The sequence below is a fragment of the Pseudomonas sp. FIP_A4 genome, from assembly GCF_036701605.1.
Taxonomy (GTDB): Bacteria; Pseudomonadota; Gammaproteobacteria; order Pseudomonadales; family Pseudomonadaceae; genus Stutzerimonas; species Stutzerimonas phenolilytica.
Window position 1 is genome coordinate 162,724 of the sequence record NZ_JAYDXP010000119.1, and the last position, 14,385, is coordinate 177,108.

13 protein-coding genes are annotated in these 14,385 nt (G+C 67.3%); 6 read left to right on the forward strand and 7 right to left on the reverse strand.

Annotated elements, in window-relative coordinates:
• Positions 1-15: 15 nt before the first annotated feature.
• From U8L64_RS05965 to glgA, 5 genes are read right to left on the reverse strand one after another with little or no spacing between them, the layout of a single operon-like run.
• On the reverse strand, positions 16-351 hold the full coding sequence (locus U8L64_RS05965; RefSeq protein WP_043298605.1) for a DUF2934 domain-containing protein: 336 nt from the start codon (positions 349-351) through the stop codon (positions 16-18).
• Positions 348-3,158 (reverse strand): malto-oligosyltrehalose synthase, encoded by a 2,811-nt coding sequence (locus U8L64_RS05970; RefSeq protein WP_333394804.1) that lies wholly within the window; start codon positions 3,156-3,158, stop codon positions 348-350. Before U8L64_RS05970 ends, U8L64_RS05965 begins: the two co-directional genes overlap by 4 nt.
• A complete protein-coding gene (gene malQ, locus U8L64_RS05975) occupies positions 3,155-5,230 on the reverse strand; it encodes a 4-alpha-glucanotransferase (RefSeq protein WP_333394806.1) in 2,076 nt (691 codons plus the stop codon). The genes U8L64_RS05970 and malQ overlap by 4 nt, the downstream gene beginning before the upstream one ends.
• Positions 5,223-6,995: a malto-oligosyltrehalose trehalohydrolase gene (treZ, locus tag U8L64_RS05980; protein WP_333394808.1), complete on the reverse strand. Its 1,773-nt coding sequence runs from the start codon at positions 6,993-6,995 to the stop codon at positions 5,223-5,225. The genes malQ and treZ overlap by 8 nt, the downstream gene beginning before the upstream one ends.
• Before the next feature lie 23 nt (positions 6,996-7,018).
• A complete protein-coding gene (glgA, locus tag U8L64_RS05985; RefSeq protein ID WP_333394810.1) occupies positions 7,019-8,569 on the reverse strand; it encodes a glycogen synthase GlgA in 1,551 nt (516 codons plus the stop codon).
• Between the two features lie 278 nt (positions 8,570-8,847).
• Here glgA and U8L64_RS05990 point away from each other — a divergent pair, with 278 nt between their 5' ends.
• The 3 genes from U8L64_RS05990 to U8L64_RS06000 all read left to right on the forward strand — a co-directional run bounded on the left by U8L64_RS05990 (position 8,848) and on the right by U8L64_RS06000 (position 10,367).
• Positions 8,848-9,348 (forward strand): CinA family protein, encoded by a 501-nt coding sequence (locus U8L64_RS05990; RefSeq protein ID WP_043296791.1) that lies wholly within the window; start codon positions 8,848-8,850, stop codon positions 9,346-9,348.
• 96 nt (positions 9,349-9,444) lie between these two features.
• Positions 9,445-9,975, forward strand: coding sequence for a ferritin-like domain-containing protein (locus U8L64_RS05995; RefSeq protein WP_333394813.1), 531 nt, complete (start codon positions 9,445-9,447; stop codon positions 9,973-9,975).
• Positions 9,976-10,079: 104 nt separating this feature from the next.
• Positions 10,080-10,367, forward strand: a complete 288-nt coding sequence (locus tag U8L64_RS06000) for a DUF2061 domain-containing protein (RefSeq protein WP_102828464.1) — start codon at positions 10,080-10,082, stop codon at positions 10,365-10,367.
• On the opposite strand, the gene U8L64_RS06005 is transcribed toward U8L64_RS06000, so the two are convergent.
• A complete protein-coding gene (locus U8L64_RS06005) occupies positions 10,351-10,626 on the reverse strand; it encodes a DUF1652 domain-containing protein (RefSeq protein WP_138299891.1) in 276 nt (91 codons plus the stop codon). The two genes, U8L64_RS06000 and U8L64_RS06005, sit on opposite strands and share 17 nt — an antisense overlap.
• 266 nt (positions 10,627-10,892) lie before the next feature.
• Here U8L64_RS06005 and U8L64_RS06010 point away from each other — a divergent pair, with 266 nt between their 5' ends.
• Genes U8L64_RS06010 through U8L64_RS06020 form a run of 3 tightly spaced genes read left to right on the forward strand, consistent with a single transcriptional unit; the run spans position 10,893 to position 14,070 of the window.
• The gene (locus U8L64_RS06010) at positions 10,893-11,195 is read left to right on the forward strand and encodes a hypothetical protein (RefSeq protein ID WP_054094756.1); all 303 of its coding nucleotides are present in this window, start codon (positions 10,893-10,895) and stop codon (positions 11,193-11,195) included.
• Between the two features lie 9 nt (positions 11,196-11,204).
• Positions 11,205-13,766 carry a DNA ligase D gene (gene ligD / locus U8L64_RS06015; protein ID WP_333394818.1) on the forward strand — a complete coding sequence of 854 codons (2,562 nt, stop codon included), beginning with the start codon at positions 11,205-11,207 and terminating at the stop codon, positions 13,764-13,766.
• A gap of 34 nt (positions 13,767-13,800) precedes the next feature.
• The gene (locus U8L64_RS06020; RefSeq protein WP_052079010.1) at positions 13,801-14,070 is read left to right on the forward strand and encodes a cold-shock protein; all 270 of its coding nucleotides are present in this window, start codon (positions 13,801-13,803) and stop codon (positions 14,068-14,070) included.
• Between the two features lie 77 nt (positions 14,071-14,147).
• Here U8L64_RS06020 and U8L64_RS06025 read toward each other — a convergent pair whose 3' ends face one another.
• Entirely contained in the window at positions 14,148-14,384 is a 237-nt protein-coding gene (locus tag U8L64_RS06025) for a DUF2790 domain-containing protein (protein ID WP_077683283.1), read from the reverse strand.
• Position 14,385: the final 1 nt, after the last annotated feature.

Here is a 14,385-nt window from a genome sequence, read left to right on the forward strand (position 1 = left end):
GCTGCGGGACGCCTGTCAGGCGTCTTTCTTGGCCCGCGGGCTGCGCGGTTTCTTAGCTGATTGCGGCGTCGGTTGGGCCGCATCGGCGGCCGCCGGGCTGGCGGCTTTCTTCGTCGTCGCGCGTGCGGCGCGTGGCTTGCTGGCTGGCGCGCCGGCGCCGGCTGCCACCTCGGTGGGTTTGGTGGCCGGCTTGCGGGCACGGCTGGCCAGCTTGGCGCTGGGTGCGCTCTGCTGCGCCTCCACCAGCTTGCGTGCCATTTCCCAATGGCGCTCCTCCTGGCCGTGCGGACAGCCCTCGGATTGCCAGATCTGATAGGCGAATTCGCGGATGCGTTGTTCTTCTGGGTTCATTGTTCGGATTCTCCTGATGACCATCCGGTTGTGTGCAGGACCTCTACCGACAGCTCGTCGAGTACCTGCGCCACGCTCAAACCGGCTCGTTGGAATGTGACTGCGGTTGAAGAAAAAAGTCGCTGCAGCGGCCGACCGTCCAGCGCTTCGGGCAAAACCACGCGGGTATCGCCCCAGCGATCGGCGGCGATGCGCGGCAGCGGGCTGCCGTCCAGCAGGGCGCTACTCAGGCGCGGTACCAGCACCACCAGCCAGTCGCCATCCGCCTCGCGGGCGAAGGCGAGCATATGCTCGGCCTGCGCGCCCTCGACCGCCAGCGGCTGGTAGCGCCCGCCGGTGAACAGCTGCGGCCGGGCGAGGCGCAGGTTCAGCGTGCGCGCGATCAGCCATTGCTTGATGCGGCCGTCGTGCCAGGCGGCCAGCAGCTCGGCGGACGGGGCGTCAGGATCGAAGCTGGCGCGGCGGGCGGCGAAGTCCACCGGCCGGCGGTTGTCCGGGTCGACCAGACTGAAGTCCCAGTAATCGGCGCCCTGGTAGAGGTCCGGTACGCCGGGCGTGGTCATGCGCAGCAGCGTCTGGGCGAGGCTGTTGAGCGCGCCGGCGGGCGCCAGTTCGAGCGCCGCGGCGGCGATGGCCTGACGCAGGCGGGCGTCATTGCCCAGCAGCAGGCGTTCGACGTACTGCTGACAGGCGCCTTCATACGCCTCGTTGGGCGCGGCCCAGGTGCTGCGTAGCTTGGCTTCGCGCACGGCCTTGCGCTGCCATTGCAGGATGCGTTCGCAGTAGCCACTCAGGCCTTCGCGATCATCCGCGCGCAGCTCCAGCGGCCAGCTGCCGAGCAGGGTCTGGATCAGCAGCAGCTCGTCGGCAGGCGAGGGCGCCAGACCATCGTCCAGTGGCTGCAACAGGTCGGCGGCCAGCGCGCGCCATTCCTGCACCTTGCCAGCGAACCAGTGCGCGCGTTCGCTGAGTACGGCGATGCGCGCGCGGGTGTCTTCGCCGCGTTTGTGGTCGTGGGTGGCGGTGGTCAGCAGGTTGTGCGGCAGGTGCTCGGCGCGCTGCATGCATTCGGCGTGGAAGTCGGCCGGCGAGGCGCTGAAGCGTTGCGGATCGAAGCCGACGTCGTTGCGCGACAGCAGCACCGCGGAACGGTAGCAGGCGGTGTCTTCCACCGCCTTGGCTGCCGCGGGTGAGGTGAGCTGCTGGAAGCGTGCGCAGACGTAGCGGCGCAGCTTGCGCTGTGGCCCCGGCGGCAGATCGCGCAGGCTTTCACCGCCCAGCCAGCGCTGCAGGTGCTCGAGCAGAGGCCAGTCGCTTTCGCCCAGCGTGGTGCGCGCGCCTTCCAGCGCCTGCTGGAAGAACGGCTCGTCGGCCGCGCGCCGGCCCGGCGCGGCGATGTAGGTGCGGTAGACCGGGAAGTGCACGATCAGCTCCAGCAACGCGCGGCGAATCTGCCCGAGGGTGATGTCGCGGGTCATCACGTCGCCGCGCGCCACCTGCAGCAGCGCCTGCGCCACGGCCTCGAAATCGCCGGCCAGCGGCCCGGTGAGCACCAGCTGACGTGCCTGCCGGGCTTCTTCGAGAAAGTCCGCCGGGCGTCCGCTGGTGTCGCTCCAGAGCGCGCAAAGCGGCGCCTGCCCGGCCGGGTCGTGCTGGAGCAGCGACACCTGGTTCATGAATTCATAGCCGGTGGTGCCGTCCACGCCCCAGTCGTCGTGCAGATGCTCGCCGGCGGCGAGGATCTTCTCCACATAGATCGGCACGTGATCCTGCGCTGCCTCGGGCGGGCGCGCGGCGTTCAGCCGGTCGACCCGACGGCGCAGGCGCCGGCAGTAGCCGCGCGGGTCGGCGAGGCCATCGATGTGATCGATGCGCAGGCCGTCCACCAGACCGTCGGCCAGCAGCTGGAAGACCTTCGCATGGGTCTGCTCGAACACCACCGGGCGCTCGACGCGCAGGCCGCCCAGCTCGTTGATGTCGAAGAAGCGCCGCCAGTTGATGTCGTCGGCGGCAGTGCGCCAGCTCGCCAGCCGGTAATGCTGGCGTTCGAGCAGCGCGTGCAGGCGCTGGAAGCCCTCGGCGTTAGTCGCGTCGTAGCGGGACAGAGCCTGCTCCAGCTGCTGGCGGGTATCGGCGTCCTCGAGCTGCTGGGCGAGGTCCGCGCGCAGCCTTTGCGCGGCAAGGTAGGGCGCCGGCTCGGTCTTCAGTGCATCGAAATGCTGGGCCAGCGCGCGCAGCTGCGGGTGTTCGGTCTGGCGCAGCACTTCGCCGTAACTCGGTGGTGTCAGCGGGAAACGGTGTTCGTAGTGCTCGGCGTAGAGCGCGCCGTTCTCCACGTCCAGACGCAGCACGACGTTGCCTTGCTGCAGCGCTTCGCCGTAGTCGCTGCCGAGAAAGGGCACCAGCAGCTGCCCTTCGAGCAGCGGGTCGGGCGAATTCCATTCGATGTCGTAGAACTGTGCATAGGGGCTGCGCTTGCCCCATTCGAGCACGTCCAGCCACCAGGGGTTGCCGGCGCCGCCGACCGCCATGTGGTTGGAAACGATGTCGAGGATCAGCCCCATGCCGCGTGCCCGCAGTGCCTCGACCAAGCGACGCAGCGCCGCCTCGCCGCCCAGCTCGGGATTGATGCGGGTCGGGTCGATCACGTCGTAGCCGTGCATCGAGCCGGGGCGGGCGGTCAGCAACGGCGAGGCGTACAGATGGCTTATGCCGAGTGCGGCGAAGTAGTCGACCAGCGCGGTGGCGTCGTCGAGGGTGAAGTCGCGGTGGAACTGCAGGCGCAGCGTGGCAGTGAGCGGCTTCATCGACGGCTTCCTTCGCGGTGATCGTGGCGGGCCTTGTTCAGGCAATGCAGGCGGCGGCTGCAGACGGGCTGGTCGAGCAGGGTGGCGCTGTCGTACGGGTAGCGCCGTCGCCAGTTCGGATGGATTTCGACGATGCCGGGCATATTGGTCTGCTCGCTGAGGCCGAGCGCATCCTCCACCGGCAGCAATGCCAGCGGCGCGGGGGTATGGCCGAGGAAACAGGCGGCGGCATCGACTGCCTGTTCGACCTCCAGCAGCTGCCCGGGATCGCGCCCGCCGTCTTCGCAGAGCACGCGATTCAGCCCGGCGCGCTCGTGCTCGCGTGCGCGCCACTGAGACTCGCGATCCGCTTCGCTCAGCTGGCCGATCCTGATCCGCCAGTCGATGTCATGCCCGCTCCACCACCCGGCGAGCGGCGGAATATCGTGGGTGGTGCTGGTCGCCAGCGCCTGATCGGAGTACTGACCGGCGCGCTGGAAATGGCCGTCGTGCTGCTCGAACAGCAGCACGCGCATGCCGAGTATGCCGCGCGCGGCGAGCACCTCGCGCAGGCCTTCGGGGATGGTGCCGAGGTCTTCGCCGAGGATCACCGCGCGGTGCCGCCAGGCCTCCAGGCAGAGCAGGCGCAGCATGTCGTCGAAGGGGTAGTTGAGGTACACGCCGCGCTTCGGATCGGCGCCGGCCGGCATCACCCACAGGCGCTTGAGGCCCAGCACGTGGTCGATGCGCATGCCGCCAGCGTGCGCAAGGTTGGCGCGCAGCATCTCGATGTAGGCGCGAAAGCCGTGGCGCTGCAGGCCCCAGGGTGAGAACGCGGAAATGCCCCAGTTCTGCCCGGCGCGATTCATCACGTCCGGTGGCGCGCCGACGCTGAGCGCAGCCAGGAGTTCGGCTTGCCGGCTCCAGGCCTGACTGCCGCCGCCATCGGCGCCGACGGCCAGATCCGAGATCAGGCCGATGCGCATGCCGGCGCTACGCGCGGCGACATGGGCGCGTTGCAGGCCGCGCGCCATCAGCCATTGGCCGAAGGCGTGGTAGCTGACCGCATCGGCGTGTTCGCGGGCAAACGCGGCCACCGCCGGGCTGGCCGGATCGCGGTATTCGGCCGGCCAGGCATTCCAGTGCTGCGGGTTGCCCTCGGCATCGCGCAGGTGGTCGTGCAGCGCCTCGAACCGGCAGTGGTTTTCCAGCGCTTCGCCCCCGCTGGCGCGGAAGCTGTCGAAATCGACCTGCTGCGCATTGCCGCCGCGATTGAAATCCTCGAACAGCTGACGCAGCAGGCGCTGACGGCTGAGCGCCACGGCCGGCCAGTCGATCAGCTCCAGCTGCTCCAGACGCTCCCGCTCGCGGCCCAGATCGCAGGTTTGGATGCCTAGCTGCACCGGGCGCTCGCCGAGGATTGCGCCGGGCGCGGCGTGCAGCACATTGAGGAAAAGCCGGCTGGATGGCGAGTAGGGGCTGTACTGATGGGGATAGGCGCCGAACATGGCGTGCACCGGGCTGATGCCCAGCGCGTCGGCACCATGGGCGGCGGCACTGCGGGCCAGGGTTTCCAGCGCCTGGGTATCGCCCAGGCCGCCGTCGCCTGGCCGGCGCAGGGCATACAGCTGCACGGTGAGGCCCCAGGCGTCGGGACCGGCGATGTCCGCCACAGTCGGGCAGGCATGCGGCGCCACCGCCACGGTCAGCTGGTGCTCGGCGATGCTCAGCTGGTAGTAGCCGGGAGTGCCGATCGCCGGCAGCCGCGCCTGCTCGTCGAGCTGGCCGTCACGGGCTTCGCCGTCCTCGGACGTCAGCTGGTAGTGGCTCGCCGGCGCGAAATAGCTGCCCAGTTCCAGCGCGGCGTGCTGGTCGCAGGTCAACAGCGGCGGCACGCCGCCGTGGTTGTACTGTTGCGCGAGCAGATCGAGGCTGGCCTGAATGTCGGCGTCGTTGTGCGCGGCCAGCCCGAGGCAGCCCAGCACCTCGCGAAGCACCTGCGGCTCGACGCGTTGCGGGCAGTTGTCGGCATCCGTCCAGTCGACGGACAGCCCCGCGGCAGTAGCCAGGCGGATCAGCGATTCGTCACTCATGGTCTTTCTCCAGATACAGCCTGGCCAGACGCGGCGCCAACGCATCGCGTGCATCGACCGCTTCGCGGCTGGCGAACAGCAGTTGGGCACCCGGCGGGGCCTCCGACAGCGGCGCGGCCTGCTCGCCGAGATTCAGCTCCAGGCGCAATCGGCAGCCGCCGCCGAGGCGCCAGTGCACCAGCACCGCTGCATCGCCCAGCACACAGGCATCGAGAAAACGCGCACCCGGCAGGCGCGGCACGATCTCGCGCCGACGAATGTCCAGCAGCTGGCGATACAGTGCCTGCCATTCGGCATGCCCCGGCTCCTGGCGCGCGCCGAAATCCGGGCACGAGGCGTCGAAAGTGGCGATGGCGTTGGGGTCCGGGATGCGCTCGCGGGTGTTCTCGTCGGCGAACTCGGCAAACTCGGCGAACTCGTTGCGGCGGCCTTCGCGCACGGCGTCCGCCAGTTCGCCGTGGTGGCTGGTAAAGAACAGGAACGGCTGGCGCGCGCCCCATTCTTCGCCCATGAATAGCAGCGGAATCATCGGCGAGAGCAACAGCACGGCCGTCGCGGCACGCAGCGATTGCGGGTCGGCGAGGCTGATCAGGCGCTCGCCGAAGGCGCGGTTGCCGATCTGGTCGTGGTTCTGCAGGAACAGCACGAAAGCGGTCGGGGACAGGTGGCCGCTGGGTTCACCGCGCGTCTCGCCACGGCGGTTGGCCTCGCCCTGGTAGATGAAACCCTCGCCGAGAAAGCGCGCCAGCTTGGCCGTGGCGTCGCCGTGGTAGTCGGCGTAGTAGCCCTGGCGCTCGCCGGTGAGCAGACAGTGCAGGACATTGTGGCCGTCGTCGTTCCACTGCGCGGTGAAGCCCTGGGCCAGCAGGCTGGCGCGGTTGTCCTCGTTCTCCAGCACCAGGTGGACGTGCCGGCCGGGTTCGGTTGCCTCGCGCACCCGGGCCGCCAGTTCGGTGAGGAAGCTGCGTTCCGGGATGGCGTGCACGGCGTCCAGGCGCAGGCCGTCGAAGCGGTATTCCTGCAGCCACATCAACGCGTTGTCGATGAAGAAATCGCGCACCTCGCGGCGGCGGAAGTCGATGGCATCGCCCCACGGCGTCTGCTGGTCATGGCGGAAGAAGTGCTTGGCGTAACGGCCGAGGTAGTTGCCGTCCGGGCCGAAGTGGTTGTAGACCACATCGAGGAAGACCATCAGGCCGTGGCCGTGGGCGCTGTCGATCAGCTGCTTGAGTTCGGCCGGCGAGCCGTAGGCCGCCTCCGGGGCGTAGGGCAGTACGCCGTCGTAGCCCCAGTTGCGCTCGCCGGGAAATTCCGCCAGCGGCATCAGCTCGATGGCCGTGACGCCCAGCGCGGCGAGGTTCGCCAGGCGCCGCTCGACCCCGGCAAAGCCACCGAGCAGGCCGACATGCAATTCGTAGAGCACCGTTTCGTGCCACGGGCGGCCCTGCCAGTCGGCGTGACGCCACAGGTAGTCGTTGGGGTCGACCACCACACTGGGGTCGTGCACATCGCCGGCCTGCGCGCGTGACGCCGGGTCGGGCACCTGCAGTTCGCCGTCGATGAGAAAGCGATACAGCGTACCCGCGCCATACGGAGCATCCACGCCGTACCAGCCATCCGCCTCGGGCTGCATCGGCAGCGTTTCGCCGCCAACGATAACCAGCGCCACGCTTGCGGCATCCGGCGCCCAGAGCCTGAAGCGGGTGGTGTTGCAGTCCAGCAGTTGTGGGCCGTGTCGTCCGATGGGGGCACGCATGGATGGCATTGACTGTCCTCGGGTTGGCGCACTCAGGAAATGGCGTGGGCGGCCTCGCGGTGGACGCCCAGCAGTTGCTGGTACAGGTGGTCGTACGGGGCGATGGCGTGGCGCCAGAAGAATCCGGTGGCCATCGCCCGGCAGCGCATGGCGCACAGCAGGTCCGGCCGCTGGTGAATCTCCAGGGCGCGCAGCACCGCATGGCGATAGCTGTCGACGCTGGGCTGGTCGAACAAGAAGCCGGTCAGCCCGTCCTCGATGGAGTCGGCCAGGCCGCCGGTGCGGCGGGCGATCGGCAGCGAGGCGTAGCGCTGGGCATACATCTGGCTGAGGCCGCACGGCTCGTAGCGCGAGGGCATCAGCAGGAAATCGCTGCCGGCGAACAACCGCCGCGCATCGTGTTCGTTGAAGCCGACGTGCGCGGCGACACGGCCCGGATAGCGACGGGCGAGTTCGCGCACCTCTTCTTCGATATGCGGCTCGCCCTGGCCGAGGATGGCCAGCTGGCCGCCGTTGGCGACGATGGTTTCGGCTACGCCGAGGGTCAGGTCGATGCCTTTCTGCTGCACCAGGCGCGACACCACGGCAAACAGCGGACTGGCGTCCGCCTCGAGGCCGAACGCCTGGCGCACATAGGCGGCGTTGGCAGCCTTTCCCTGCCAGTCGCACGCGCTGAAGCCGCGTACCAGGTGAGGATCGCTCTGCGGTTCCCAGCTTTCGTCGATGCCGTTGAGCAGGCCACTGAGCAGGCCCTGGCGCGCCTTCATGCGCAGAAAACCTTCCATGCCGCAGCCGAATTCTTCGGTGGTGATTTCCTGCGCATAGGTCGCGCTGACGGTGGTGACATGGCTGGCGTAGGCGATGCCGGCCTTGAGCAGCGAGAGCTTGCCGTAGAATTCCATGCGCTCCACGCCGCAGGCTTCATGCGGCAGCGCCAGTGCGCGGCGCAGGCTCATGTCGATGTTGCCTTGGTAGGCCAGGTTGTGAATGGTGAATACGCTCGGTGTACGCAGCCCGCGCCAGTGCATGTAGGCGGGCGTGAGTCCGGTGGGCCAGTCGTGCGCGTGCACCAGTTCCGGCGTCCAGCGGATGCAGGCGGTGCCGGCGGCGATCTCCGCGGCGGCCAGGCATAGACGGGCAAAGCGCACCGGGTTATCCGGCCAGTCATTGCCGTGGCCGTCGCCGTATGGGTTGCCGTCGCGCTCGTAGAGCTCCGGGCAGATCAGCACGTAGATGATCAGGCCGTCGGGCATGTCCATTCGGCCGATGCGGCAGGCCGGGATCTCCGCCTGGGCGCCGAGGCTACCGACCACGCGGATCGCATGACCGCTGCGCAGCACCTGCGTGTAGCCGGGAATCAGCACGCGCACGTCGTGCAGCGCACCGAGCGCGCGGGGCAGGGCGGCGGACACGTCGGCCAGCCCGCCGGTCTTGATCAGATCGGTCAGCTCCGAGGTGACGAAGAGGATTTTCTTTTTCTCGCTGTGACTGCTGCGAACCTGCAGCACCGGGCGCGGCGCTAGCCGAATGGCGGGCTGGGTCTTGTTCAGGCGAATGGAACCGGCGTTCACCGCAATACTCATCACGATCTCCCCAAGTGTTCCGGCATCCAGGCGCCGGCGCCAGTTACGAGCATATTTCTCCAGTGCAACGATCTGATGACCGTCACACCCGTGAACACGATAGGCAGGAATCACTATTGCGAACCGCCGAACGGCGGGGGTAGGGCTACGCTGGCCCTACCAAAAACCAGACCGGACAGTGTGTGAGAAAGTTCTGGTTTCGGTTGAAAAAGACCCGGCGTGGAACTCGTTTCCGACAGGCTGCTCCGAACGGTAGGCAAACCGTTACGGAGGCGATCATGCAAAGGCTCGAAGAAGTGGTGACATTCCTGCGCGACCGGCAGGCAGTGCTGAGTACGGCCGAGTCCTGCACCTGTGGCCTTATGGCCTCGTTGCTGGCCGATATTCCGGGTTGCGGGCAGGTGCTCGACAGCGGCTTCGTGGTCTATTCGCCAGACGCCAAGCACCGGCTGCTGCAGGTCAGTTTCGCCACCATCGAGCGCTTCGGCCTGACCAGCGAGGAGGTCGCCACCGAAATGGCCACGGGCGCGCTGCGGGCCAGCGCGGCGTCGCTCAGCGTGGCCAACACCGGCGTCGCCGACGATGCCCAGGAGGACGAGGGCGGTACCCAGTGCTTCGCCTGGGCGCTGCGCGAGGGTGAGCGGCTGGTTTCGATCAGCGAAACGGTGAAGTTCGATGGCGACCGCGTGGCGATTCGCAAGCAGGCGGCGCGCTACGGACTTGAGCAGTTGCCGCAGCGCTATGCGCAGCTGCAGGGGATGCTGATCAGTCAGGACTAACGACGTGCAGTCAGTCGGACGGGGGGAACTCCCGGGACAGCGTGCGTTTCACAGCCATCAGAGGATCCGACATTCACGCCTTACAGGAGACGCCCCATGCAAAGTGCCCAGACCGGTCACGACGTCCGTACCGAACGCCTCATCGAATGGCTGCGCGATGCCCACGCGATGGAGGCCCAGGCCGAAACCATGCTGACCAAGCAGGCCAGCCGCATCCAGCATTACCCTGAGCTGAAGGCGCGCATCGAGCAGCACATCACCGAAACCCAGAACCAGGCCCGCCTGATTGAGGACTGCCTGCGCCGCCACGACAGGTCCTATTCCGGGTTGAAGGACCTGGGCGGCAAGATGATGGCGATGGGGCAGGCGATGGGCGGCATGATGGTCAGTGACGAGATCGTCAAAGGCGCGCAGATGGGTTACGTGTTCGAGAACCTGGAAATCGCCTCCTACAAGATTCTCATCGCCGCCGCCGAAGCCGTCGGCGACCTTGAGACCAAGGTAGTCTGCGAACGCATCCTGGTCGAGGAAATCGCGATGGCTGACTGGCTGCGCGACCACCTGGCCGAACTGACCCATGCCTACCTGACACGCGCGGCCGAGCCGCATGTCGAGGCCAAGCGCTAGGCCCGTCTCTACGTCGGCGGGATAGGGAGCGCAGCCCGCCCAAATTCAGCGAACCGTTCGCGCAGCCGTCCGGAGGAGCGGCGGCTGCGCGATGGGAACCTTCGATGAAGCCCAGACCGCTACTGAAGACCTTCACTTTCGCCATCCTGCATTTCGCCACGGCCTTCATCGTGGTTTACGCACTGACCGGCAATGTCGCGATCAGCGGCGCAGCGGCGCTGATCGAGCCGCTGCTCAATACCGTGGTGTTCTATTTTCACGAACGGGCATGGAACCGCTTCGGCCGGCAGACACCGCAGCAAAGCCACAGTTACGGGCACGACGTGTTCGTTAAATATCTCGCGCGGCGCAAAGGGGCGCGCGCCGAGGCATCGGCTATTCGACGGAGCTGAGCGTGGCGTTCTCGGCCGGCATTTCGCTACGGGTGACGAACATTTCGATGCGCAGCTCCTGTGCCAGACGCACAAGATTGGCGGCGTCGCGGCACTGCTCATGGGTCACGCCGAGTACCGTCAGCTCTTCGTGTTCGGCCTGGGCATCGTACAGCCGCACACTGAGGCCGCTGGCCTGCTCCAGGCATTCGCAGCGGAACGGGTGCAGGTAGTCGTGCAGGATCGCTTCGATCTTGAACAGGGGGAGTCGCGAGCCCATAAATCCTCCTTTTTCGGTAGGGGACGGATCACTGCACCTCGGCATCGTCATCTTGCCGACACAATGACCGTAGCAGTGGCTTGCCGGTTGTAAATCGCCGTTTGGCGCCATTTGCCGAGCATGGGACAGCAGCCCCGTGAGGCGGCGCTTTTCGGCCGCGACCTTTCATCGGAAGGCATGCCGGCCCGGCGATCGGCCTCGCTGAACTTCATACCGCAGGGGGATGACAAAACTGCTAAGGCGGACCGAAACCTGCGGAGGACCACATGAAGAAAGCATCCCTGGCGGTGGTACTAGCCGGCGTACTGACATTGCCCGCACTGGCGCAGTATCCGGCCGGCACGCCTGGCGACGATCGCGCCTCGCCGCCCAGCACGATGGGTAATCCGACGCCGCACGAAGAAGTAGAAACGCGCAAGGACGAGCAGGGGCGCACGGTTACCGAAGATGGCCGGCCGGTGGTCACGCCCAAGCATGATCGGGAGGCGGAGCCGTCCACCGATCCGACGCGACACTCGGCACCCGGCGGCCACGACGATCCCTCCACCAGCGCCGGCGAGCTGGATTGACGGGGCGTCATGGCGCTCGACGAGTACCAGCGCAAGCGTGATTTCGCCGCCACGCCCGAGCCGGCTGGCACGCGTAAGCGCGCCCGGCGCAGCGAGCAGGCGCTGCAGTACTGCATCCAGAAACATGACGCCACGCGACTGCATTACGACTTCCGCCTGGAACTCGACGGCACGCTGAAGAGCTGGGCGATTCCCAAGGGGCCGAGCCTGGACCCAGCGGTGCGCCGGCTGGCGGTCCATGTCGAGGACCATCCGCTGGACTATGCCAGCTTCGAGGGGCATATCCCCGAAGGGCACTACGGCGCCGGTGACGTGATCGTCTGGGATCGCGGCGTCTGGCTACCGGACGGTGATCCGCAGGTCGGTTATCGCAAGGGCAAGCTGAAATTCACCTTACAGGGCGAGAAGCTCGCCGGCAGCTGGAATCTGGTGCGTACCCGCATGGAGGGCAAGCAGGAGCAGTGGTTCCTGATCAAATCCCGCGATGAGGCTGCGCGCGAGCAAGCCGATTATGACGTCACCGCCGCCCAGCCGGACAGCGTGCTCAGCGAGCGCACCCTGGTGCCGCGCCGCCGCGGGACGGCGCGCAAACGCACCGAGGAAGATCCGCCCAAGCCGGTGAAGCGCCCAGGTCGCACGCGAAAGGGCGCGGCGACCAAGGTGCCGCAAGCGCTACCGGGCGCCGTTGCCGCCGACCTGCCGGCCACGCTGACACCGCAGTTGGCCACGCTGGTGGATGCGGTGCCGAGCGGTGACTGGCGCTACGAGATCAAGTTCGACGGCTACCGCATCCTTGCGCGCATTGATGCGGGGCGGGTGCAGCTGTTCACCCGCAATGGCCATGACTGGACGGCGAAGATGCCGCAGCAGGCTGCCGCGCTTGCCGGGCTCGGACTGCAATCGGGTTGGCTCGATGGCGAGGTGGTGGTGCCGGACGAGAGCGGCACGCCGGATTTCCAGGCGCTGCAGAATGCCTTCGAGGCCGGCCGCAGTGGCGGCATCCTCTATTACCTGTTCGATGCGCCGTACCTGAACGGGCTGGACCTGCGCGAGGTGCCGCTGGAGCAGCGTCGCGCGGCGTTGCGTGAAGTTCTGGCGCGTAGCGATAGCGATCTGCTGCGTTTTTCCGAGGATTTCACCGAGGCGCCGCAGAGCATTCTCGAAAGCGCCTGCCAGATGAAGCTCGAAGGGCTGATCGGCAAGCGCGCCGGCAGCAGCTATGTCGGCAAGCGCAGCAGCAGCTGGGTCAAGATCAAGTGCGGCAACCGCCAGGAATTCATCATCGTCGGCTACACCGCCCCCAAGGGCACGCGCACCGGTTTCGGTGCGTTGCTGCTGGGGCTGCATGACGATGACGGGCAGCTGCGCTACGCCGGCAAGGTCGGCACAGGCTTCGATGTGGCGACGCTAACCAGCCTGCATCGGCGCTTGCAGGCGCTGGAAATCGCCCGCTGTCCGTTGGACAAGGCGCCGCCGGCGACCGATGTGCGCGGCGCGCAATGGCTCGAACCGAAGCTGATGTGCGAAGTGGCCTATGCCGAGATGACACGCCAGGGCGTGGTGCGGCATGCGGTGTTCCATGGCCTGCGCACCGACAAACCGGCACAGGCGATCACCCGCGAGCGCGCCCGGCCGGTTAGCGCGGCGCGCGGCCGGGGCGGCAGGCGCAAGGCGGACGATCCGCTCGCCGACACCGGCGTGCGCATCTCCAACCCGGAACGCGTCATCGACCCGCACAGTGGCACTACCAAGCTCGAACTGGCGCGCTTCTACGCCCGTCTCGCGCCGTGGCTGCTGCCGCAACTGCGCGATCGCCCGCTGGCGCTGGTGCGCGCGCCGGAAGGCATCACCGGCGAGCTGTTCTTCCAGAAGCACGCGGACAAGCTGAGCATCCCGCACATCACCCAGCTCGATCCGGCGCTCGACAAGCACGGCGCGCTGCTGGTGATCGACAGCCGTGACGCGCTGGTCGGTGCGGCACAGATGGGCACCATCGAGCTGCACGCCTGGAATGCCGTCGCCCCCGGGCTGGAGCACCCGGACCGCTTCGTGCTCGACCTCGACCCAGACCCCGCCTTGCCGTGGAAACGCATGGTCGAGGCTACCCAGCTGACCCAGACGCTGCTGGACGAGATCGGCCTGCAGTCGTTTCTCAAGACCAGCGGCGGCAAGGGACTGCACATCGTCGTGCCGCTGGCGCCGGTGCATGGTTGGAGTGAAGTGAAAACCTTCAGCCATGCCATCGCCCGCTATCTCGCCAAGCTGCTGCCGGGCCACTTTTCCGCCGTCAGCGGACCGAAGAACCGCGTCGGCCGCATCTTCATCGACTACCTGCGCAACAGCCGCGGCGCCAGCACGGTGTCGGCCTATTCGGTTCGCGCCCGGCCGGGACTGCCGGTTTCCGTGCCCATCCACCGCGACGAGCTGGGCGAATTGCAGGGCGCCAACCTGTGGTCGGTCGGCAACCTGTTCGAGCGTCTGCAGGAACTGGGCGAGGCGGATCCCTGGGCTGAGCTGCCGCAGGTACGACAACGCATCGACGACGACATGCGCGCACGCCTTGGCGGTTGAGCCGCGCGCAACCCATCACAGCGAGGTAAGCGTCATGGACAAATCGTACGACGAATCATCCAGCGCACCGACGACTGGCGACGACACGCCCGTGGTGCAGCATCAGGGGCTGGTGATCGAGCTGGACGCCGGGCAAGGCCGCGGCCGGATCGAGACGACCGACGGCCGGCAATTGCCGTTTCACCGGCGCGACGTGGCCGGTGGCGCGTTCGATGGCTTGCGAAAAGGCGATCAGGTGCGCTTCGCCGAGGAGCTGGGCGACGAAGGACCGGAGGCGAGAAAGGTGGAGCGCGGCGAGGTATAGCACGCTCGCCGACAGCGCAAAAATAAAACAGCAACGGCGCCTGTCGGCATCGTTGCTGTTCGACACGCCATTCGCGGTCAGAAGTTGTGGCAGTCCGGCCCCTGGCGCAGATACGACGTCACATGGGTTTCGCCCTGGGAGTCGACGTAGGTCATCTTCGCCTCGACGATCTCGCAGCCGCCGGCCGGAACTTCCAGCGAAACGACCTCGGCAATGTCCAGCTCGTCACCGTACTGATAGGGCGCGGCCGCGGTTTCAGCATTGGCCAGCGGGGCGCACAGCGCCAGACTGGCGATACACAGCAGCTTTTTCATA

Excerpts from the sequence above, each read along its gene's own strand:
- U8L64_RS05965 (WP_043298605.1), bottom strand. The coding sequence starts at position 351 with ATGAACCCAGAAGAACAACGCATCCGCGAATTCGCCTATCAGATCTGG.
- U8L64_RS05970 (WP_333394804.1), bottom strand. The coding sequence starts at position 3,158 with ATGAAGCCGCTCACTGCCACGCTGCGCCTGCAGTTCCACCGCGACTTC.
- malQ (WP_333394806.1), bottom strand. The coding sequence starts at position 5,230 with ATGAGTGACGAATCGCTGATCCGCCTGGCTACTGCCGCGGGGCTGTCC.
- treZ (WP_333394808.1), bottom strand. The coding sequence starts at position 6,995 with ATGCCATCCATGCGTGCCCCCATCGGACGACACGGCCCACAACTGCTG.
- glgA (WP_333394810.1), bottom strand. The coding sequence starts at position 8,569 with ATGAGTATTGCGGTGAACGCCGGTTCCATTCGCCTGAACAAGACCCAG.
- U8L64_RS05990 (WP_043296791.1), top strand. The coding sequence starts at position 8,848 with ATGCAAAGGCTCGAAGAAGTGGTGACATTCCTGCGCGACCGGCAGGCA.
- U8L64_RS05995 (WP_333394813.1), top strand. The coding sequence starts at position 9,445 with ATGCAAAGTGCCCAGACCGGTCACGACGTCCGTACCGAACGCCTCATC.
- U8L64_RS06000 (WP_102828464.1), top strand. The coding sequence starts at position 10,080 with ATGAAGCCCAGACCGCTACTGAAGACCTTCACTTTCGCCATCCTGCAT.
- U8L64_RS06005 (WP_138299891.1), bottom strand. The coding sequence starts at position 10,626 with ATGGGCTCGCGACTCCCCCTGTTCAAGATCGAAGCGATCCTGCACGAC.
- U8L64_RS06010 (WP_054094756.1), top strand. The coding sequence starts at position 10,893 with ATGAAGAAAGCATCCCTGGCGGTGGTACTAGCCGGCGTACTGACATTG.
- ligD (WP_333394818.1), top strand. The coding sequence starts at position 11,205 with ATGGCGCTCGACGAGTACCAGCGCAAGCGTGATTTCGCCGCCACGCCC.
- U8L64_RS06020 (WP_052079010.1), top strand. The coding sequence starts at position 13,801 with ATGGACAAATCGTACGACGAATCATCCAGCGCACCGACGACTGGCGAC.
- U8L64_RS06025 (WP_077683283.1), bottom strand. The coding sequence starts at position 14,384 with ATGAAAAAGCTGCTGTGTATCGCCAGTCTGGCGCTGTGCGCCCCGCTG.